This window comes from Arthrobacter sp. TJ-58 (assembly GCF_058269295.1).
This window is the reverse complement of record NZ_JBZCNM010000003.1, coordinates 671,594-692,612: the sequence shown is the minus strand read 5'-3', so window position 1 is coordinate 692,612 and position 21,019 is coordinate 671,594. Positions and strand designations below refer to the sequence as shown.

Sequence of the window (21,019 nt, the reverse complement as noted above, 5' to 3'; positions counted from 1 at the left end):
GGGAGGTTCATCCCGGACGCCGCCTTTGCGTTTTCCGGCTGCCGGGCCCGACTATTAGGGCCTTTTTCGGCTACCGGGCAGTCGCACCAGCGGCAGTCGGGCGCTTGCGGGCGACTGCCGGACGGTATTTGGAGACTGTGGGATCGGCGGTCAGCCAGAAACGCCACGGGTATTCGTCGCTGCCGCCGGCTCCGCTGACTCCCACACGGGGGCCGGAGGAAACCAGTGCGTCTGCCACCGGCTGATCGGGCAGTTCGAGGCGCAGCGGAGCCGCAAAGACGTCGGCTCCGTCGAGATCCCGGTTGATGCCGAGGGCCTGGGCCAGCCGGGCCGGTCCGCGGGCCAGATCCAGGTCGGTGCGCGGATTGTTGCGTCGGGACCGTGCGGTTTCGATTCCCTCAACGATCTCCCCGCCCCGCAGCAGCAGTCCGGTGGCAAACCCCTCCTCGCCGCACACCACGTTGGCGCAGTAATGCATTCCGTACGTGAAGTAGACGTAAAGATGGCCGGCTGGACCGAACATGGTGTTGTTCCGTGCCGTGCGTCCGCGGAAAGCGTGGGACCCGGGGTCAACATCACCCATGTAAGCCTCCACCTCGGTAACGCGGACGCTCACCGGACCCCCGCCGTCGTCGTGCGTGAGGACCGATCCCAACAGGAGGCGGGCGGCGCTGGTGGCCGGCACCGCAAGCCGCGACCTTGCGCTTGTGTCTTCCATACTTTGACCGTAGCAAGTGCAGGGCGGCTCAGCAGAATCAGCGCCGCAGTGCCGGACCCCGTGCTTCCCTGCGGCCTGCTTAGACCATGGACCGGTAAAACTGTTCCAATGCCGCCAAGCGGTGCGAATTGGGGTGGGGCATGCTGCCGTCCAGCTGATCGCGAACCGCGTCCAGCGTCACATGCCAGGCCGCCAGCAGCGCTGCCGTCTGGTCCGGGCTTACGGTTGCGGGCTGGCGTAGCGTGAGCCTTGTTTCATCGCCGTCGTCGGCCATTTCCATCTGCGCCTCAGCGCCTAAACCCAGCCTCCGGGCGGCGGCGTTGGCGGCGGCTTCCACATCCTCGGACGGCGCACGGTACCAGCGCTCAAATACCAGTTCGGCATCGGGTCCCGAGCCCGAGACCAGACCCATCGTGGGTGAGATGTTGAAGTCCTCGGCGTAGGCATCCCGCAGTGTCAGCCATTGCTCCCTGCTGTCCGGCTGGGGTTCCCTGCCTGCTGCGACGTGGGCGAATGCGTCCAGGATGCCCTGCCAGCCCGCGCTGCCCTCAGCCAGGAAATCGGGCGTGTCAGTCCGGGAGCGAAACAGCAGCAACGCTCCCCCGCTGCTCTCCAGCACCTGCCATTCCAGCACGGAGTCTGAGCCCAGCTGGTCTTCCCACGTGATCTGCAGGCTCGAGCGGGGTTCCAGCTGGAGCACCGTTCCGGAACTGGACCCGCCGTCCATGTCCAGCGTGTATTCCTTGCCCAATTGCCATTCGGGGCTTATCTGCCCAAGCCAAAGGGAGATCTTCCCGGGGTTGGTCAGGATGTCCCAGATGTGTGCGGCGGGATAGTCGAACTGGCGGTCAAAGGCCAAAGCAAATCCGTCTGAAAGCTTCTCGATGCGGCCTTCGGGAACGGGCGCGGAGCTGAACTGTCCTGGCATCACAAGGTCCTCCTGTCCGGAATCCACCGGGGTGGGCTTTTCCAGCCTAGCTTCCAGCCCGAGGTACCGTAAGGCTCGCCGGACAGGGCCGGGGACCGGTCACAATACTCGCTTTTTTCCACGTACTACGCGGTGATCTGGCCGGGCTAAAGGGACCTGAAATGTCGGTGGCGGCTGACAGCCTTAAGTCATGGATACGACGGCGTACGGCAAGCGGGTAGACCCTCCTCCCGATCCTTGGTGGTTTCCTGATTCGAGCTGGCCCGCCGGCCGGAACGATGACGGGTGTTCCGACGGAGGGCTTGCAGCGCGGGCGGAGGGTTCGGCGGGGCTGGACGATGGAGCGTGTGAAACCGGTACAGATGAAGGATCGATGTTCTCTGCGGATCAGCTTCGGGGCAGCGATTGCATTCCTCGGTCGGCTTCAGGTTTTCCCGACGGTCTCAGCGGCTGCTTGCGGCTAAGCCCGGCCGGTTCCTTGAATCAGGAGCGAACAGGTTCAGCCCTGCAGGGCCTGCGGCTGCTGGAGGGTTGGGCAGCAGCGGCCAGGGTGCGTCTGATCTATCGGCAGCATTTGCTGATGATTGAGGAACTCCAATCTTTCAACGCTGAGCGTGCCGCGGAGGATGCAGCCAGCGGCAGAGCTGCCGTTACGCGAGCAGTGGACCCCGGTCTGGCCTTCAGTCTCACCGCGACTGAAGTAGCAACGATGCTTGGCATCCCGGAGGGGACAGCCAAGGCCCTGGTTGATGAAGCCTGCGAACTTTGTGAACGATGCCCCAGCACCTTGGACGCGCTGGAACGTGCGGCAGTTACTCCGGCCCAGGCCCTGACGATCCTTGACCAGACGCGTTCGCTTGTCGCAGAGGAGCTTCCTCCCCATGCGGTTCCTGCCCAGGAGGCACAGGTTTTTCCTCCCGGTGCAGCCCTTGCCATGGAACAAGAGCTATTGAAGCTGGCCCCGGGACTGACGAACGCGCAGTTGGTCCGGAAGGCCCGCCGCCTTCGGGAAAGGAGCTATCCGGAAACCACTCCCGTACGCCACCGGAAAGCATTTGAGCAGCGGAGGGTCTGGTTCCAGCCTCAGCCCGACGGCATGGGACACCTCACGGCGTACCTGCCCGCGGACAAAGGGCAGGGCATCTTCGGCGCCCTCACCGGCGCAGCGCGCGGAGAACAGCTTCTGGGCGACCCGCGCGGCTTGGACCAACTTCGCGCTGACATCCTGGCCAGCCTGCTCCTGCACACGCCCGAACCGTGGATCGGCGAACCGGATGCCTGCAGCGGCCGGGATGACGCCGAGGCCGGGTCTGGGTCCGGGGCTGGGTCTGCCGGAGGTGGGGCGATCGCGAGAGATGAACGCGAGACCAGCCAGAAGGGTGCACCCAACGTGAGAAATGAACGCGAGACCGGCCCTGGAGGCAGTCGCGACACTCCTCAGCTTCCTTCCGGAACCGTCGCGGAGATCATGGTGCTCATCAACGCCGACACGCTCTTCGGCGCCGATAATGCCCCTGCAGAACTCGCCGGCTACGGACCTATCAGCGCAGAGGCCGCCCGCAGGCTCGCCCGAACCGCCTGCCGGTGGACCGGACTGGTCCAAGATGCCCGCACAGGCGAAGTTCTGGGAGTGGGGCGGCGGCGAAAGGTGCCGGCCGGCCTTCGACGCTGGCTGCAGGCGCGGGATCAAACGTGCCGGTTCCCGGGCTGCAGTACCGGCACGGCCAGGACCGAAACGGACCACACCATTCCGTGGGCACAGGGCGGTCCAACCGAGCACTGGAATCTGGCGAACCTCTGCAAGAAGCACCATCGGCTGAAAACCCTGGGCCACTGGAAAGCCCGACAGGTATCACCGGGCGTGCTGGAGTGGATCTCACCTTTGGGACGGCATTATCAAACCCAGCCGGAGCTTACCCTCGGCCAACTCCGATCCCCTCTGGACGCAACGCATACTAACGCAGGGTCTGAGTCGGGCTCGGAGTATGTCGAACCGCCGCCGTTTTGATCTCTCCCGGTGTTCTTGAACGGGAGAACTGAACGTGGCCGGTGCACCTGAACGGGACAACTGGACGTTACCGGGTGCATCTGACGGGGGAACTGAACGTGAGCGGTGCACCTGAACGTGAACGGCTAGCACCCGGTTTACAGTCGGCTGGCTCCGCGGCCGCTACTTGGCCGGGGTACCTGACGGCCAGGGCAGGAGGCTGGGAAGGTCGACAGCATCGGCATCTGCTTCAGCCCGCAGGCTCCCCAGATTGGGGGTTCGGCCGGCGAGCCAAGCGGCGATGTCTGTCGCCGTGCCGTTAACCGAGACAGTGCTTCCGTGCACCGAGCCAGTGCTTCCGTCCCCCGCTGAGCTTGAAGCCAGCGGAACGGCTGCGAGGACTCGAGGGGACATTCCAATCGGCTGGATCCTCAGCCGTACTCCGGAAGGAACGCGGGCGGAGAGGAAACCAAAGAGATGTTCGCAGAACTGCGGGGACCAGGCGTCGGCTTCGCCTCCGGTTCCCAAATCGGTTCCGTGAATAACGAGTTCACGCCACAGTGCCAGTCCGCCGTCCCGCACCACTCCGCCGCGGTACGAGATCGGAATGCGCCAGTCGGACTCCTGCAAGTTGCGGAAGGCAGACAACGCGCCGTTCAAACTTGCATCCAGCTGTTGTCTGTGCAGCTCGGCTGAACGCACGGCTCCTTCTTCGATCGCCCGGTTGCGGCCGTCCGACCCGCCGTCGTAAATGTCAATGGTCTCGCCGTCCGCAGCGTATCTGAGCTGTCGTTCCATGGCATCAGCGACTCCGGCCACGTGCGCCAGAACATGTCCGCGTGTCCATCCTGGAAGGCGCGACGCATCCCGGACATCGGCATCCTGCAGAGAACCCGCGTGCTCCATGAAGCCTGCTGCGGCGGACTCCAGATAAGACATCAGCTGGGAGGAAGACGGCCGGGGCGACGGCTTGGGAACGGAGGGCCGGGAGGAACCCGTGGCATCGGAGGGACCAGTCATTGACACACCATAGAGCGCCGGAACCGGTTTGCCACCACTCGGAGCGGCTTTTGGTGCACCCGGGATTTAGGCACCCGGGATTGGTACACCCGGGATTCAGGGCACCCGGGATTTAGGCACCCGGGATTTAGGCACCCGGGATTGGTACACCCGGGATTCAGGGCACCCGGAATCTTGTGCACTCGAAACCCCGGCACGTGTCAGATGCTTCAACCGGGCCGGTAGCAGCTCCTGACGTGTTGAGAACTGGTTAGAAGCGCAATCAGAGCTGGTTGAGAACTGCTTTTAGAACTGGTTAGAGCTGGTAACGGTGGCGGATGTGCCGTCGACCGGGGTCAGCCTGCCAGAACTCAATCTCGACGGGCTGCAGTGCGTACAACTGCCACTCGGGGTTGGCCGAGCCGTCACCGGCAGGACGTTCGTCCCAGTCCCGTGCCGATGCTTCGTCAGACAGCTGGACCACGCTGCCGCTGACCCGAATTTGCCGCCCCAGCTCGGACCAGTAAAAGTTCATCGCGGCACGGGGATTGGCTGAGAGTTCCCGGCCCTTCCGCGAGGTGCGGGAAGTCGCAAAGTGCCAGCCGTCGTCGTCGAGGTTTTTCAGAATGAGCATCCGTGAAGACAGGTTCCCGCCTGCATCTGCCGTCGCCAGCGAAAAGGCATGGGGCTGGCGTACGCCGGCGGCGAGGGCTTCGTCGAGCCAGGAACGGAACAGATCAGCAGGATCAGCCGGCGCCCGGGCAGGGTCGAATCCCGGAAGATCTTCAGGGAAGTCGGGCAACGCGCGCAGCATCAATCGGAAGGAGTCGCTCATGGCCTAAGGGTAGCCGCCGGATATGCGGCACGCCCACGGCGCTCGAAGCCACACGGAAAGCGTCCCGAGAGAAGCCGAAAGGCCCCCGGAAAGCGATCAGCTCTCCGGGGTCCTTCCGAGGTGCGTGTATTCAGGCAGCGGTTCTGATCAAGCAGCGTAGCTGCGAACCGTCTCCACCTCAGACTTCAGGGCTGCGAGCTGCGCTTCCACGGCAGACCGGGCCGTTCCGCCCTGGCCGCTGCGGCTGTCCAGGGATCCTTCGGTGCTCAGTACGGAGCGGACCTCTGGTGTCAGGTGCGGAGAAATACCTGCATACTCCTCGTCGGTCAGGTCCCAGAGCTCGACGCCGCGGCCTTCCGCCAGCTTCACGGCTGCACCGGAGAGTTCGTGCGCTTCGCGGAAAGGCACGCCCTGGCGGACCAGCCACTCCGCAATGTCAGTAGCGAGAGCAAACCCCTGGGGTGCCAGAGCCTGCATCCGCTCGGTGTTGAACGTGAGCGTAGCGATCATGCCCGAAACCGCGGGCAGCAGCACTTCAAGGGTGTCGGCAGCGTCGAACACCGGCTCCTTGTCCTCCTGCAGGTCACGGTTGTAAGCCAGCGGAAGACCCTTGAGCGTGGCCAGAAGCCCGGTGAGATCACCAATCAGGCGGCCGGCCTTGCCGCGGGCCAGCTCCGCCACGTCAGGGTTCTTCTTCTGCGGCATGATGGACGAGCCGGTGGAGAAGGCATCATCGAGGGTCACAAAGGAGAACTCCTTGGTGGCCCAAACAATGATTTCCTCGCTGATGCGGGACAGGTCCACACCGATCATGGCGGCCACCCAGGAGAACTCCGCATAGACATCGCGCGAGGCGGTTCCGTCAATGGAGTTCCAGACGGCTGAGGTGAATCCGAGCTCGGTGGCCACCGCGTTGGGATCCAGCCCCAGCGACGAGCCGGCCAAAGCACCGGAACCGTACGGGGACACCGCTGCGCGCTTGTCCCAATCAACCAGACGCTGCACATCGCGCAGCAGTGCCCAGGCATGGGCCAGCAAGTGGTGGCTGAGCAGCACCGGCTGGGCGTGCTGGAGGTGGGTGCGTCCGGGCATGGCCACGCCCAGGTGCTTTTCCGCCTGTTCAACGAGAGCGTCGACGGTGGCCAGTACCCCGGCTGCGATGATGCGGGCATGGTCGCGCAGGTACATCCGGCCCAGGGTGGCGATCTGGTCATTGCGGGACCGACCCGCGCGCAGCTTTCCGCCCAGAGCCGGTCCGGCGCGCTCAATGAGTCCGCGTTCCAGGGAACCGTGGACGTCCTCATCGGAGTCCGCAGGCGTGTAGGCACCCGAGCGGACATCGGCGTCGAGCTCGTCCAGGGCGGCGAGCATGCCCGCCAGCTCCTCGTCGTCGAGCAGGCCGGCCGTGTGCAGCACGCGGGCGTGCGCCCGGGAGCCGGCAATGTCATAGCCGGCAAGCCGCCAGTCGAAGTGGGTGGACTTGCTCAGCGCCGCGAGGGCGTCAGCGGGACCGCCTGCAAATCGGCCGCCCCACAACGCGCCCTGGACGGTGGAACCTGCTGCTGCGGGTCCGGCCGGTTTCGCCGGCGGCTTGCCGTGATTCATTTCTTACTTACCTTCTGCCAAACGCTGGTCGCGGCCGGAGGCCACCTTGGAGGACATGCCGAACAGCTCGATGAAGCCACGGGCCATGGACTGGTCGAAGCTGTCACCGGTGTCGTAGGTGGCCAGGTTGAAGTCGTACAGCGAGGAATCCGAACGGCGCCCGGTCACTACTGCGCGGCCGCCCTGCATATTCATGCGGACGTCGCCGGACACGTACTTCTGGGTGTCTTCCACGAAGGCGTCCAGGGACTTCTTCAGCGGAGAGAACCACTGGCCGTCGTAGACCAGCTCGGTCCAGCGCTGGCCCACGGTCTTCTTGAAACGGGCCTGCTCGCGCTCAACGGTGACGTTTTCGAGTTCACGGTGGGCGGTCATCAGGGCCATGGCGCCGGGGGCTTCGTAGATTTCGCGGCTCTTGATGCCTACGAGGCGGTCTTCCACGATGTCGATGCGGCCGATGCCCTGGGCTCCTGCGCGGCGGTTCATTTCCTCAATGGCCTGCAGCGGAGTGACGGGCTTGCCGTCGATCGCGACCGGTACCCCCTCCTTGAAGCTGATGACCACTTCGTCGGCGGGAAGGCCGGCTGCGGGATCGGAGGTGTACTCGTACACATCCGGGGTGGGACCGTTCCAGATGTCTTCCAGGAAGCCGGTCTCCACGGCGCGTCCCCAGACGTTGGCGTCGATGGAGAACGGGTTCTTCTTGGTCGTGACGATCGGCAGGTTCTTCTGCTCGGCGAAGGCAATGGCCTTGTCACGGGTCAGGGCCAGGTCGCGGACGGGTGCGATGCACTTCAGGTCCGGGCCCAGGGTCTGGATGCCGACCTCGAAGCGGACCTGGTCGTTGCCCTTGCCGGTGCAGCCGTGGGACACGGTGGTGGCACCGAACTGGCGTGCCGCTGCAACGAGGTGCTTGACGATCACCGGACGGGAAAGGGCGGAAACCAGAGGATAGGAATCCATGTAGAGGGCGTTGGCCTTCAGGGCCGGCATGCAGTACTCGGAGGCGAATTCGTCCCGGGCATCGGCAACATAGGCTTCGACGGCGCCGCACGCCAGGGCGCGCTGGCGGATGGTTTCCAGGGACTCGCCGCCCTGTCCAACGTCCACCGCCACGGCGATGACTTCGGCACCGGTTGCTTCGGCGATCCAGCCGATGGCTACCGAAGTATCAAGGCCACCGGAGTAGGCCAGAACAATGCGTTCGCTCACGAAATATGCTCCTCTTGCGTAGTGCGCAGCCGCTGCGGGCTGCTGTGTTGATGAAGGTAAGTGGAAAGTTACGGGGCCGGAGCCGGGAACGAATCCGGCATCACAGGATGCGGCTGTCCGGAGCCTGGCCGTTGGCGGTGGCTTCGTCCGCAATGCGCAGGAAGCGTGCTGCCACGTCGGCGCCGCCGTTGGGTTCGCGGGTCACCATCACCACGGTGTCATCACCGGCAATGGTGCCAAGAATGGACGGAATCACCGAGTGGTCGATGGCGAGAGCCAGAAAGTTTGCCGCACCGGGAGGGGTCCGCAGCACCACAATGTTGCCGGAGGCCTCCGCTGTGACCAGCAGTTCACCGCAGAGCCGGGCCAGGCGTGCGTCCAGGACCTCAGGCGAGACGCCGGACTGCGGCGCCCGCTGCCCACCCTCTGAAGGCACCGCATAAACCAGGACGCCGTCCTTGCCGCGCATGCGCACCGCGCCCAGTTCCACCAGGTCCCGTGACAGGGTGGCCTGGGTGACCTGGACGCCGTCGTCCGCGAGCAGGGCAGCGAGCTCAGCCTGGGAACGCACCGACAGTCCGGTCAGCAGGGCGCGGATGCGGGCCTGCCGTGCCGTCTTGGTGGCGGGCATGCTCATGATGCGGCCTCCTCCGCGAACTTGCCCTCGGGAACACCGGTCAGGCCGGAACGGGCCATCAGCCAGAGCATGAGGGCTTTCTGTGCATGCAGACGATTCTCCGCTTCGTCCCAGACCACGGACTGCGGCCCGTCGAGGACATCGGCGGAAATTTCGTACCCGCGGTAGGCGGGCAGGCAATGGAGAACGACGGCGTCGTCCGCAGCCTGCTCCATGGCGGCAGCGTCCACTGCATAGCTGCGGAAAAGCTCCGAGCGGGCCGCCTTCTCATCTTCCTGGCCCATGGAGACCCACGTGTCGGTGGCGACGACGTCGGCTCCGGCCAAAGCTTCAGCGGCGTCGGTGGTGATCATTACCGATCCGCCGGTTTCCTCCGCGCGGGCGGCGGCGGCGTCGACCACCAGGGGATCCGGAAGATAGCCGATGGGGCCGGCAACCCGGACGTGCATTCCCGCCGTGACACCGGCCAGGAGGTAGGAGTTGGCCATGTTGTTGGCGCAGTCACCCAGGTAGGTCAGGGTGAGCCCGGCGAGCGTTCCCTTGTGCTCGCGGATGGTCATCAGGTCCGCGAGGAGCTGGCAGGGATGGTAATCATCAGACAGGGCGTTGATCACGGGAACCCGGGAAACGGCTGCCATTTCCTCCAGCCCGGCCTGCGCGTAGGTGCGCCACACAATGGTGGACACCATGCGCTCCAGGACCTTCGTGGTGTCCGTAACGCTTTCCTTGTGCCCCAGCTGGGACTCGCCCGCGCCGATGATCAGCGGAACACCGCCCAGGTCGGCCACGCCGGCGGCGAAGGACACGCGGGTGCGGGTTGAGGTCTTGTCGAAAATGACGGCCACGGTCTTGCGGCCCGTGGAGTCACCGGCGAAGGGCTGGTACTTGTACGGATCTTTCTTCAGCACGTCGGCAAGATCCAGCACCTCGGCCTGCTCGGCCTGGGTGAGGTCGGTGTCGACCAGAAAATGGCGGGTCATGATTTTCCTTCTGTCTTTCCGGTGGTCCGTGCGGCTGCGGACGCCAGGATTCCCGGCAGCGCAGTCACGAATGAATCAACCTGTTCACGGGTCAGGATCAGTGGCGGGGCCAGGCGCAGGGTGTGCGGTCCGGTGGAGTTGATGATGAATCCGGCGTCCAGGGCGGCAGCCACCGCGGCCGGTGCCGTATCCCCGGCCAGGTCAAAGCCGATCAGCAGGCCATCCCCGCGGACCTGGACGACGCCGGGAACTGCGGCCAGTGCCCCGCGGAGATATTCGCCCGTGTCCCGGACCTGGTCCAGCAGCCCGGTGGATTCGATGACGTGCAGCGTGGCCAGCGACGCTGCCGTGGCCACGGGGTTGCCGCCAAACGTGGTGCCGTGCTGCCCGGCGGCCAACAACGACGACGTCGACTCCCCGAACGTGATCAGCGCGCCCACGGGGAACCCGCCGCCCAGGCCCTTGGCCAGGGTCATGGCGTCCGGCGTCACACCCTCGGAGGCGAACCATTTTCCGGTGCGGCCAATGCCGGTCTGGACCTCGTCCACGATCAGCAGGGCGCCGGCGCCGGCGGTGATTTCCCGGGCAGCCTGCAGGTACCCCGAAGGCAGCGGGACCACACCGGCTTCGCCCTGGATGGGCTCCACGAAGACGGCGGCAACAGTGTCATCCACCGCTGCCCGGAGCGCCTCGACGTCGCCGAAGGGCACGTGCTCCACTCCCCCGGGCAACGGTTCGAACGGCGCCCGGTAGGCCTTCTTGGCCGTCAGGGCCAGCGCGCCGAGGGTGCGGCCGTGGAAGGCGCCCTCCAGCGCGATGATCCGGGTGCGCCGGGGCTGCCCGCTGTCCCCGTTCGCTGCTTTACCGTCCCCCGCAGCATCCGCCGGCTGCGCTCCGGTGTTGCGCCGGGCCAGTTTGAACGCTGCCTCGTTGGCTTCCGTGCCCGAATTGGCGAAGAAAACCTTGGAACCTTCGGGGGCTCCGGAGAGCTGCAGCAGCTTTTCGGCCAGGGCAACCTGCGTCGGACTGGTGAAGAAGTTGGAGACATGGCCGAGAGTGGCGAGCTGGCTGCCGATCACGGAGGTGAGGAACGGGTGGGCATGGCCAAGCGCGTTGACGGCAATGCCGCCCAGCAGGTCAAGATAGGCCTTGCCGTCAGCGTCCCACACGGTGCAGCCGCTGCCGCGGACCAGGACCCGCTGGGGTGTCCCGAAGACTCCCATCAGGGCGGAGCCGTAACGCCGCAGCCAGTCCTCGGACGAGCCGGTAAGCCCGGCCAGGGCAGCATCCCCGGCCGAGACCGGGGTGTTCAGCGTCCCGGCGGCATCCGGTGTGTCCGCTTCGTTCTGCAAGGGGGTCAAATTGCTCATGCCTGCTCCTCCGGAACAACCTGCGTGCCGATGCCGGCGGTGGTGAAGACTTCCAGCAGCATGGAATGGGCCATGCGGCCGTCCACCACGGCAGCCCGGTCCACGCCGCCGTCGACCGCTGTGAGGCAGGCCTGCATCTTGGGGATCATGCCCGATTCCAGGGAGGGCAGCATCTCCCGCAGCTCTCCCGCAGTCAGGGCGGAGATCAGGGACGTCTTGTCCGGCCAGTTGGAGTACAGACCCTCGACGTCGGTCAGGACCACCAGCCGGGACGCGCCCAGGGCCACGGCCAGGGCAGCCGCGGCGGTGTCCGCGTTGACGTTCAGGACGTCGCTGGTAAGTTCACCGTCCGCGTTGATCTCGGGAGCCACGGTGGAAATCACGGGGATGCGGCCGGCGTCGAGCAGGTCAACGATGGCGGCGGGATTTACTCCGGTCACCTCGCCCACGAGGCCAAGGTCCACTTCTTCGCCGTCGACGACGGTTCCGATGCGTTCGGCCTGGAGCAGCCCGCCGTCTTCGCCGGAGAGCCCGACGGCGTAGGGGCCGTGGGCGTTGATCATGCCTACCAGCTGGCGGCCGACCTGGCCGGTAAGGACCATGCGGACGGCGTCCATGGCCTCGGGGGTGGTGACCCGCAGGCCGCCCTTGAACTCGGACTTGATGCCGAGGCGTTCCAGCAGGGAATTGATCTGCGGACCGCCGCCGTGCACCACCACGGGATGCACTCCCACGTGGTGCAGGAAGACGATGTCCTCGGCAAAGGCGCGCCGCAGGTCATCGTTGACCATCGCGTTGCCGCCGTATTTGATCACCATGATGCTGCCGGCAAACCGCTGGATCCAGGGCAGCGCTTCAATGAGCGTGGCGGCCTTGTCCTGTGCGGCCAGCTGTTCCCGAACTTCTGCTGTTGTGCTCATGTCAGTCCCCGATTAGCTGCTGTAGGCCGAGTTTTCGTGGACGTAGTCCGTGGTCAGGTCATTGGTCCAGATGGTGGCGCTTTCCGTGCCGGCGTTCAGGTCGATTTCCACGGTGACCTTGCGTCCCGTCAGATCCACCAGATCGCGTGAATCACCGATGCCGCCGTTTCGGCACACCTGCACTCCGTTGATGGTGACATTGATCCGGTCGGGTTCAAACGCCGCGTCGGTGGTGCCGACGGCGGAGAGGACCCGCCCCCAGTTCGGATCGTTGCCGAAGATTGCGGTCTTGAAGAGGTTGGAGCGGGTGACGGCGCGGGAGGCGGTTTCGGCGTCGGCCACGGTGGCGGCGTTGATTGTGGTCACGGCGATGTCGTGGCTGGCACCTTCGGCGTCCGTGATCAGCTGCTGGGCCAGGCAGTGGCATACCTCGGTGAGGCCGGCGGCGAACTCGGAGGCATCCGGTTCGGTCCCGGAAGCACCGGAGGACATCAGCAGCACGGTGTCATTGGTGGACATGCAGCCGTCGGAGTCGGTGCGGTCAAACGTGACGGCGGTTGCCGTCCGCAGCACCGCGTCCAGGTCGGCTGCGGGGAGCTTCGCGTCGGTGGTCAGCACCACAAGCATGGTCGCAAGCCCCGGAGCCAGCATGCCGGCGCCCTTGGCCATGCCGCCGATGGTGTAGCCGCTGCCGGAGAACACCGCCTGCTTGGAAACGGTGTCGGTGGTCATGATGGCTTCGGCGGCGGCAGCACCGCCGTCGGCCGCGAGTGCCTGCGCTGCGGCCTCGACACCGGGCAGCATCTTCTCCATGGGCAGCTGCTCGCCGATGAGTCCGGTGGAGCAGACCACCACGTCGGCGGCCGATATGCCCAGAACCTCGGCCGTTTTCTCGGCCGTGGCGTGCGTGTTCTGGAAGCCCTGCGGTCCGGTGCAGGCGTTGGCGCCGCCGGAATTGAGGATGACGGCGTCGGCCCGGCCGTCGGAAACGACCTGCCGGGACCAGTGGATCGGCGCGGCGGCAACCCGGTTGCGGGTGAAGACGGCGGCGGCGGCCTTGGCGGGGCCCTCGTTGACCACCAGTGCCATGTCGCGTCCGCCGGAGAGCTTCAACCCGGCAGTGATACCCGATGCACGGAAGCCTGCCGGAGCGGTGACGCCTGTGATTCCGCTGGCGGCACCGGTCTCGGAGCTTTCGTGCGCTGCATCGATGCTGTTTTCGGTGGTGCTCATTACGGGGCAACTCCCTGCGTCATGAGGCCTGCGGTTTCGTCCAGGCCAAGGGCAATGTTCATGGACTGCACCGCGCCGCCGGCGGTGCCTTTGTTCAGGTTGTCAATCACGCAGGTGACAATGACGCGGTTGGCGCGGGCGTCGTAGGCAAGCTGCAGGGCAGCGTAGTTGGAACCCACCACCATTTTGGTGGCCGGCCACTGGCCCTCGGGAAGCAGACGGACAAAGTGCTCATTGCCGTACGCTTCCTGCCAGGCAGCGCGCAGTTGTTCGGCGGTTACGCCCGGGCGCACCTTCGCGGTGGCCGTGGTGAGGATGCCGCGGGCCATGGGGGCCAGGGTGGGAGTGAAGGACACGGCCACGGATTCACCTGCCGCTGCGGAGAGACCCTGTTCGATTTCCGGTGTGTGGCGGTGTCCGCCGCCCACTCCGTAGGGGCTCATTCCGCCCATGACCTCGGATCCCAGAAGGTGCGGTTTCGCGGCCTTGCCCGCACCGGAGGTTCCGGAGGCAGCAACGATGACCACGTCGTCGGGCTCCAGCAGTCCGGCCGAGAACCCCGGAGCCAGCGCCAGCAGTGAGGACGTGGGATAGCAGCCGGGGACGGCAATCCGGGTGGCGCCCTTGAGTCGGTCACGGTGGCCCGGCAGTTCCGGCAGCCCGTAGGGCCAGGACCCGGCATGCGGTGAACCGTAGAACTTTTCCCAGGCCAGCGGATCCTCGAGCCGGTGGTCGGCTCCGGCGTCGATCACCAGGACGGACGGGTCCAGCTGAGCTGCAATGGCAGCACTGGCGCCGTGCGGCAGTGCCAGGAAGACGACGTCGTGTCCGGCCAGGTTCTCCACGGTGGTGTCCTCCAGGACCCGGTCCGCGAGCGCATGCAGATGCGGCTGCAGCTCCCCCAGCCGGGAACCGGCGTTGCTGTGCGCGGTGATCGCGCCGATGGAGACGGAGGGGTGTCCGGCCAGCAGGCGCAGCACCTCGCCGCCGGCATAACCGGAGGCTCCTGAGACAGCAACTGAAATCGTCATAGCTTCACCCTACAGCAGATTTATACAGGGATGTTCATATTTATGCATTGATGACGGGGGTGCGCCATCCTGCCCCACCGGCGGGGTTCATGCCCGGAGCTGTGCGGATGGTCGCCGCTGCCCTACCATGGCAGCTAAACGAACGCCGTGACGGAAGAGACATTCCATGCATAAAGCTATTGTGGTCCCCGCACCCGGCGGGCCGGAAATCCTGCGCTTTGAAGACGTGGACCTTCCCGAGCCCGGCCCCAAGGAACTGCTGGTGCGCGTGGCCGCCGCCGGTGTGAACTTCATCGACACCTATAAGCGCAGCGGCGTCTATCCCATGGAGTATCCCTTCATCCCCGGCGTGGAAGCCGCCGGAACCGTGGTCAGCGCCGGCCGCGACGTGGCAGCCTTCCGTGAGGGCGCCAGGGTTGCCACCGCCGAGGGCGGCGGCACCTACTCGGAGTACATGATCGTGGAGGCGGACAAGGCCCTGCCGCTTCCCGACGGCGTCAGCGACGAGGTGGGCGCGGCCCTGCCGATGCAGGGCATGACCGCCCATTATCTGTGCAACTCAACCTTCCCCGTTGAGGAGGGCCAGACTGTCCTGACCCACGCGGGAGCCGGCGGCGTCGGCCTGCTGCTGATCCAGCTGCTGAAGGCCAAAGGGGCCAGGGTCATCACCACGGCCTCCACTGATGAGAAGCGGGAGCTGGCCCGCGCCGCGGGTGCCGACCATGCCCTCGGCTATGACACCTTTGCCGAGGAGGTGCGTCAGCTGACGGACGGCAAGGGCGTGGACGTGGTGTACGACGGCGTGGGCAAGGCAACGTTCGACGGTTCCCTCTCCAGCCTGCGCAAGCGCGGCATGCTGGTCCTGTTCGGGGGCGCATCCGGCCAGGTTCCGCCCTTCGATATCCAGCGGCTGAACTCCGGCGGATCCCTGTTCCTCACCCGTCCCACGCTGGGCGATTACCTGCTGACCCCGGAGGAACGCCAGTGGCGGGCACACGACCTGTTTGAGATGGTCCGCGAGGGAACCCTGGATGTACGGATCGGCGCCACTTATCCGCTGGCCGAGGCTGCCCGCGCACAGGAGGACCTGGAAGGGCGGAAAACCACGGGCAAGGTGCTGCTGGTTCCGTAGCCGCGATGGGTACTGCCACCCGGTTCCGGGACGGATGACACCGGGAAGCACAAACCTCCCTCAACACCTATTCAAGAGTGCGTACGTAGCAGGCACGTAGGTGTTACTCGTGATTGCGGCACGGACAGCATATTTACTGGGATCGATATCTGCCGACGGCATTGACCGTTGCAACCGATGTCGCCAATCTCGTCCGAAAGCCTCAGATGTTCTGTATATCCGTCCTGCCCGAAATGGGAAACCCGCTGACATCTCGGCTTCGCAGCCGAGCCGAAGGGGCAACCGCATGAAAATATCGCTGATCACTGAAGGGACCTACCCGGTTGTCACCGGCGGCGTAAGCACCTGGTGCAACCAGCTCCTGAGCGGAATTCCGGAGCACGACTTCCACATCGTCGCGTTGACCGGCAGCGGAGCCGACAAGCCCGTGTGGGAGGTGCCGCCGAACGTCCGGTCGCTCCGCCTGATTCCGGTGTGGGGACCCTCCGCCTCTCCGCTTCGTCCCACCCTCCGGCGCCGGAGATGGATTGAATCCACCCAATATGAACTGACCCGGCTGTGGGACGCCGCCCTCGGATCCGATCAGCATGACCCCGTGGGCCGGACCGCGAGCGCACTGCAGCACCTGGTAGGCATCAGCGACCGTGTCGGATTGGCCCACTCTCTTGCAACCCGTGGATCCGTGGCCCCCATCATCGCTGCGTGGACACGGCACATGGTCAGTGCCGGTGAGCCTCCCATCTCGGTCGCAGATGCGGTCATGGCTGCCGGCATCGTGGACCGCGCACTTGCCCTAGTCGATCACCGGCTGGGAAAAGTGGACGTGGTCCATGCCTCCAGCAACGGCCCCTCGTCGCTGCTCGCGCTGGCACAGTCATGGCGCCACGGAACTCCCATCCTGCTGACCGAGCACGGGGTATACCTGCGCGAACGCTATCTGGCGCTTTACGGCGCCAATCTGTCGTGGCCTGTACGGCGTGCGGTGACCGCGTTCCTGCGGCGGTTGTGCCAGGTGGTCAACGTGCAGGCGCACATGGTCCTTCCCGTAAACCAGTTCAACGCCCGGTGGGAGCGCCGGCTCGGCGCGCTTCCGGAGCGCATCCACACCATTCCCAACGGCGTCGATCCCCAGATTTTCCTGCCGGTCACCACGGAACCCGATAAACCAACCATCAGCTTCGTGGGACGCGTCGATCCCCTCAAAGACCTGGACACACTGATCTCCGCCTTTTCCCTGGTCCGTAACCGGGTGCCGAACGCCCAGTTGCGCATCTTCGGTCCGACGCCGGCGGAAAACGCATCCTATAAAGAGCTGCTGGTTGCCTTGACCCACACACTTGGCGTGGCTGATGCGGTCCACTGGGAAGGACCCAGCAAAGGCAGCCGGCCCGCGATCGAGGCCGGTCACGTAGTAGCACTGTCCAGCGTCTCGGAGGGACTGCCCTTCACCCTGATTGAAGCAATGATGTGCGGCCGGGCCACCGTCAACACCGATGTGGGAGGGGTGGGTGAGTGTCTGGACGAGGAGCAGAAAACCGGCATGCTGGTTGCCGCCCGGGACTACGTTGCTTTTGCGGACGCCTGCGTCTCGCTCCTGTCCGATCCGCAGCGCAGGGCCTCCATGGGTGCGGCCGCACGTCAGCGGGCACTTGCCGAATTCACGCTGGAACGGTGCCTGACCCGGTATCGGGAGGCCTATGCCGCAGCTCGCAGCGGCCGGCTCCTCGCACCGACGCAAAGCGCTGCCGTCCTGGTGCCGCCGGCTCCCCTGGCGGCGCCGTCGTCGTCGTTCCGGGTGGACGCAGCTGAGCTGGGACTGTCCGTATGAGCGCGGACAGTCCCGCGGTGCCCGGAGCCGGCGAGCCGATGGCCGTATTCGAGAATGACCAGGCCGGCTTCGATGCCGTTGATGTGTACGAGATCACCGCCCGGCTGGAGGCGTCAGGCGTCAGCGACCGTACCGCACGGAAACGCCACGGAGCCAAGGATGTCTTCGATTACGCACATTCCCTTGTCCAGGTGCGTGCCGTTACCCACGTCGCTGACAACCAGGAGTCCTGGGTATCCCGGGATGAGCTGCTGGAGGCCGTCCGACGCGGCATCGTCCTTATTCTGGGCGCCATCCTGGGCGGCCTCACCGCCACGGTCATGGCGGCCAATACCCGGGAAGTCCTGATTGCCGGAATCGGTGCCTGGATTATCGGGCAGTCGGTGTCGGGCATCGTCTGGTCACACGCCAGTGACGGGCAGGTGCACCGCGGAGTTGCCCGCGGAACCGGAGCAACCATTCTCATCATGCTGGTCTTGGCCTGTTGCATGCTGATCTCACTGGCTATTCCCGGCCGTGACGGGAGTTTGGCGGGCCTTGTGATGGCCTGGGTCGGGTACTCCTGCGTCGTCTCCATGCTCATCATCCTGGGCCGCTCCTGGTATCTGCTGAGGATCCTGGCCGTCGCTGTTCCCCTCGTGGCCCTGGCGCTGGTCCTCGGCCACGGGGCTGCCACCGTCATCGTTCTGGCTGTGGCAGTCCTCGTACTGGCAGCGGTCATTCTGGCCCTGGTGAAGCACCTGCGGGCAAGCAGCGAGCGGCGCCTGCTCGGGCGCGGGGGCTGGGGCGCCGCCGTCGCACCGGCAGCCCAGGCCGCCTTCCTCGCTGCCGCGCTGTCGCTGTCTCTGACCCGGCTGCCGGACTGGGAGGGAACCGCACTCGTCGTGGCCACCGTCGTCGCCGCCGCCTCCACGGACCCGGCCCTGGTCCTTATGCGCCAGAGGCTCATTTGGTCCTCCAAACGGACACCGCTGCTGCGCAACGCAGCCCGCAACGCACGAACACTCACCATGGCAATATCGGCGGCAATAGTTGTCATCTCCGCTTCGGTGTCGATGATTGTGGTGGTTTTCCTGGTCGACGACACCAGGACCGCCACCACGGTTCTGGTCGCCGCGGCCTTCAGCTCCCTGGCCACCACGGCAACAACGCTTGCCGCCTTTGGACTGCCGGGCGGCGGAGTCCTTTTTGCCGGAGGTGCCTGCCTCTCCGCGGGGGCCTGGATTGGCGCGGGAAACCTGCCCGGCCTGCTCGTGGCCGTGGCATTCCTGTGCGCCGGCATCGGGGTACTGCTGATGCGCGTTTCCGATCCGCGGACCTACGCATGAGAAAAGCACGGCCCGCAATTCCCTGGTACGTCCATCCGGCAGAAGCTCCGCAGGAATGGGCCTGGCTGGCGGCCCGGCGGCGCAAATTAGCCTTCGCCGTCGTCAATGTCCACAACGGACCGGGGCGCGACGACGACGCGTACTACCCTGCCGCGCTGGCGGAACTGCGCCCGCACGCACGTTTGCTGGGATATGTTCCGGTCGATTACGGGAACCGGCCCGTAGCGGACGTCGCCCGGGATATTGAAAGCTGGCAAAGGACATACGGGCTTGAGGCAATCATGCTTGATGAACTTCCCTCCGTACCGGAGAGCCTGGAAAGGTGTGCTCAATACGCCGCTGCGGCCCGGGCGGCCGGGATCACCTTCCTGGCTGCCAATCCCGGCCGGTTTCCGTCGCCGGAACATTTGTTTCTGTTCGACGTCACGGCCGTCTTCGAGGGCACGGCGAAGGACTACGCTGACTTCGCGCAGCCCGAATGGGCGCGCCGCGTGCCGCCGTCGCAGCTGTGGCATCTGGTGTACGGCTGCGACCCCGAAGAGGTCGACGCCGTCTACACCGCAGCGGCAAAACGCGGAGCGGGGTACGCTTTCGCCACCGACCGTGCCCTGCCCAACCCGTGGCGGGGGACGCCCACTGCGGTGTCCGCCCGATTGGCCTCCGACCAACAGGCGGTCTGCCAGTGAGCGGACCTTCCGGAATGCGGCATACGCAGGGGGCTGCCCGGCGAGCGCCGCCGTGGTAGCTTCATCCCGCAACCGCTCCGATGCCGGCTCAGTGACCGGGATCTCACAGGACAAAGGCTCTACCAAGTGGGAGACACAATGCCGGATGAGCTGCACCCCTCTCTGCTCCACGCACTGCCGGGCCGTACCGCCGGGGTTTCCGCTTTCCTCCGGGCCGGGCGCGATCGGATTCAGCGATGAAGAACACCCGCCGGGGAGCAGCCTGCGCAGCGCTTCTGACTTTCGCCTTGGCCCTGGCAGGGTGTGCTCCGGACCCCGGCCGGGCGGACAGCCGGGGCAACGCTGCTCAGGAGCAGGCGGGCAGTTCGGTCCCGTACTGGGTGCCTGCCCCTGGTGCCGGTTGGCAGTGGCAGCTGAGCGGCGCCCTGGATTTCGAGGTGGAGGCGGAGATCTTCGACGTTGACTACGAAACGACCACCCAAGCGGATCTCGACAGGCTGAAGCAGGACGGCCGTCGGACGGTCTGTTACCTCTCGGTGGGTTCCTGGGAGGAATTCCGACCAGATGCTGCCGAGTTCCCGGACGCCGTCCTGGGCGAGGTGCTGGACGGCTGGCCGGACGAACGGTGGCTGGACATCAGGCGCACGGACCTCCTTCTGCCGATCATGGCAGCACGAATGGATACCTGCGTGGACAAGGGGTTCGACGCCGTCGAACCGGACAATGTGGACGGGTACCAAAACGAGTCGGGGTTCGGCCTGACCGCGGACGACCAACTGGCGTATAACCGGGCAATTGCCGGGCTGGCCCATGACCGCGGGCTGTCGGTGGCACTGAAGAACGACCTCGACCAGATCCCGGAGCTGGTGGACAGCTTCGACTTCGCCGTAAATGAAGAGTGCATCTTCTATGACGAGTGTGATCTCTACACTCCCTTCACCGATGCGGGCAAAGCCGTGCTGCACGTCGAATACCAAGGGGAGCTGGACTTTTGTGCTGAGTCCCGGCGGCGGGGGTTCTCATCCATGCTCAAGCCGCTGGATCTCACGGCGGAGCGGTGGGCCTGCCCTGCGGACGCCGTCCAACCTGTGTTTACTGACGTTCCGCCGGGCACGCAGTTCTACGACGAGATCCTCTGGATGGCCGAAGAAGGCAACTCCACCGGCTGGCTCGAGGCAGACGGCACCCGGACCTACCGGCCGCTGCAGGCGATAAACCGCGACGCCATGGCTGCCTTCCTGCACAGGTTTGCGGGGTCCCCGGACTACACGGCTCCCCTAAGACCGGCCTTCCAGGATGTTCCTATTGGCAACGCGTTCTACCGGGAAATCTCTTGGCTCGCTTCATCAGGCATTTCCACGGGCTGGACTGAGGCAAACGGCACCACGACCTTCCGTCCCTTAACAGCTGTGAAACGTGATGCCATGGCGGCCTTCATGAAGCGGTTCGATACCAAGTACGGGAAGTAGCTCAGCCGCCCGGGGCTTGCCAGGGGCGCTGCCTGACCGCCCGCGCGGCCAAGCAGACGGAACACATGAGCAAAAAGGGCCCCGCCTCAGGTGATCCGGCGGAGGTGATCCGGCGGAGCCC

18 protein-coding genes are annotated in these 21,019 nt (G+C 65.6%); 6 read left to right on the top strand and 12 right to left on the bottom strand.

Annotated features, from left to right (window positions below; translation table 11 throughout):
* Positions 1 to 70 precede the first annotated feature (70 nt).
* Both AC4D2W_RS13510 and AC4D2W_RS13505 read right to left on the bottom strand, forming a co-directional pair.
* Positions 71 to 718 carry a DNA-3-methyladenine glycosylase gene (locus tag AC4D2W_RS13510; RefSeq protein ID WP_490927419.1) on the bottom strand — a complete coding sequence of 216 codons (648 nt, stop codon included), beginning with the start codon at positions 716 to 718 and terminating at the stop codon, positions 71 to 73.
* Positions 719 to 797: 79 nt separating this feature from the next.
* Positions 798 to 1,646 (bottom strand): SRPBCC domain-containing protein, encoded by an 849-nt coding sequence (locus AC4D2W_RS13505; RefSeq protein WP_490927451.1) that lies wholly within the window; start codon positions 1,644 to 1,646, stop codon positions 798 to 800.
* Between the two features lie 580 nt (positions 1,647 to 2,226).
* Between AC4D2W_RS13505 and AC4D2W_RS13500 the strand changes: the two genes are divergently transcribed.
* Positions 2,227 to 3,654 (top strand): HNH endonuclease signature motif containing protein, encoded by a 1,428-nt coding sequence (locus AC4D2W_RS13500; protein ID WP_490927418.1) that lies wholly within the window; start codon positions 2,227 to 2,229, stop codon positions 3,652 to 3,654.
* A 162-nt stretch (positions 3,655 to 3,816) separates the two neighbouring features.
* Here the strand turns inward: AC4D2W_RS13500 and AC4D2W_RS13495 are convergent, their stop codons facing one another.
* From AC4D2W_RS13495 to argC, 10 genes are all read right to left on the bottom strand, one after another.
* Positions 3,817 to 4,653 carry a maleylpyruvate isomerase family mycothiol-dependent enzyme gene (locus AC4D2W_RS13495; protein ID WP_490927417.1) on the bottom strand — a complete coding sequence of 279 codons (837 nt, stop codon included), beginning with the start codon at positions 4,651 to 4,653 and terminating at the stop codon, positions 3,817 to 3,819.
* A 295-nt stretch (positions 4,654 to 4,948) separates the two neighbouring features.
* Complete coding sequence (locus tag AC4D2W_RS13490) at positions 4,949 to 5,467, bottom strand: pyridoxine/pyridoxamine 5'-phosphate oxidase (protein ID WP_490927416.1); 519 nt, start codon at positions 5,465 to 5,467, stop codon at positions 4,949 to 4,951.
* Between the two features lie 147 nt (positions 5,468 to 5,614).
* Positions 5,615 to 7,072: an argininosuccinate lyase gene (argH, locus tag AC4D2W_RS13485; protein WP_490927415.1), complete on the bottom strand. Its 1,458-nt coding sequence runs from the start codon at positions 7,070 to 7,072 to the stop codon at positions 5,615 to 5,617.
* Between the two features lie 3 nt (positions 7,073 to 7,075).
* Positions 7,076 to 8,284, bottom strand: coding sequence for an argininosuccinate synthase (locus AC4D2W_RS13480; RefSeq protein ID WP_490927414.1), 1,209 nt, complete (start codon positions 8,282 to 8,284; stop codon positions 7,076 to 7,078).
* Between the two features lie 100 nt (positions 8,285 to 8,384).
* Complete coding sequence (locus AC4D2W_RS13475) at positions 8,385 to 8,921, bottom strand: arginine repressor (RefSeq protein ID WP_400925803.1); 537 nt, start codon at positions 8,919 to 8,921, stop codon at positions 8,385 to 8,387.
* Positions 8,918 to 9,901, bottom strand: a complete 984-nt coding sequence (gene argF / locus AC4D2W_RS13470; protein ID WP_490927413.1) for an ornithine carbamoyltransferase — start codon at positions 9,899 to 9,901, stop codon at positions 8,918 to 8,920. Before argF ends, AC4D2W_RS13475 begins: the two co-directional genes overlap by 4 nt.
* On the bottom strand, positions 9,898 to 11,271 hold the full coding sequence (locus AC4D2W_RS13465; RefSeq protein WP_490927412.1) for an acetylornithine transaminase: 1,374 nt from the start codon (positions 11,269 to 11,271) through the stop codon (positions 9,898 to 9,900). Before AC4D2W_RS13465 ends, argF begins: the two co-directional genes overlap by 4 nt.
* Entirely contained in the window at positions 11,268 to 12,191 is a 924-nt protein-coding gene (argB, locus tag AC4D2W_RS13460) for an acetylglutamate kinase (RefSeq protein ID WP_490927411.1), read from the bottom strand. The genes AC4D2W_RS13465 and argB overlap by 4 nt, the downstream gene beginning before the upstream one ends.
* 12 nt (positions 12,192 to 12,203) lie before the next feature.
* Positions 12,204 to 13,424, bottom strand: a complete 1,221-nt coding sequence (argJ, locus tag AC4D2W_RS13455) for a bifunctional glutamate N-acetyltransferase/amino-acid acetyltransferase ArgJ (protein WP_490927410.1) — start codon at positions 13,422 to 13,424, stop codon at positions 12,204 to 12,206.
* The gene (argC, locus tag AC4D2W_RS13450; protein ID WP_490927409.1) at positions 13,424 to 14,455 is read right to left on the bottom strand and encodes an N-acetyl-gamma-glutamyl-phosphate reductase; all 1,032 of its coding nucleotides are present in this window, start codon (positions 14,453 to 14,455) and stop codon (positions 13,424 to 13,426) included. The genes argJ and argC overlap by 1 nt, the downstream gene beginning before the upstream one ends.
* 166 nt (positions 14,456 to 14,621) lie before the next feature.
* On the opposite strand from argC, the gene AC4D2W_RS13445 reads away from it, so the two are divergent.
* The 5 genes from AC4D2W_RS13445 to AC4D2W_RS13425 all read left to right on the top strand — a co-directional run bounded on the left by AC4D2W_RS13445 (position 14,622) and on the right by AC4D2W_RS13425 (position 20,898).
* Positions 14,622 to 15,587 (top strand): quinone oxidoreductase family protein, encoded by a 966-nt coding sequence (locus tag AC4D2W_RS13445; protein WP_490927408.1) that lies wholly within the window; start codon positions 14,622 to 14,624, stop codon positions 15,585 to 15,587.
* Between the two features lie 286 nt (positions 15,588 to 15,873).
* The gene (gene pelF, locus AC4D2W_RS13440; RefSeq protein WP_490927407.1) at positions 15,874 to 17,415 is read left to right on the top strand and encodes a GT4 family glycosyltransferase PelF; all 1,542 of its coding nucleotides are present in this window, start codon (positions 15,874 to 15,876) and stop codon (positions 17,413 to 17,415) included.
* A complete protein-coding gene (locus AC4D2W_RS13435; protein WP_490927406.1) occupies positions 17,412 to 18,743 on the top strand; it encodes a hypothetical protein in 1,332 nt (443 codons plus the stop codon). The genes pelF and AC4D2W_RS13435 overlap by 4 nt, the downstream gene beginning before the upstream one ends.
* Entirely contained in the window at positions 18,740 to 19,429 is a 690-nt protein-coding gene (locus AC4D2W_RS13430; RefSeq protein ID WP_490927405.1) for a spherulation-specific family 4 protein, read from the top strand. The genes AC4D2W_RS13435 and AC4D2W_RS13430 overlap by 4 nt, the downstream gene beginning before the upstream one ends.
* Positions 19,430 to 19,665: 236 nt before the next feature.
* Positions 19,666 to 20,898 (top strand): endo alpha-1,4 polygalactosaminidase, encoded by a 1,233-nt coding sequence (locus AC4D2W_RS13425; RefSeq protein ID WP_490927404.1) that lies wholly within the window; start codon positions 19,666 to 19,668, stop codon positions 20,896 to 20,898.
* The last annotated feature ends 121 nt before the right edge of the window (positions 20,899 to 21,019 follow it).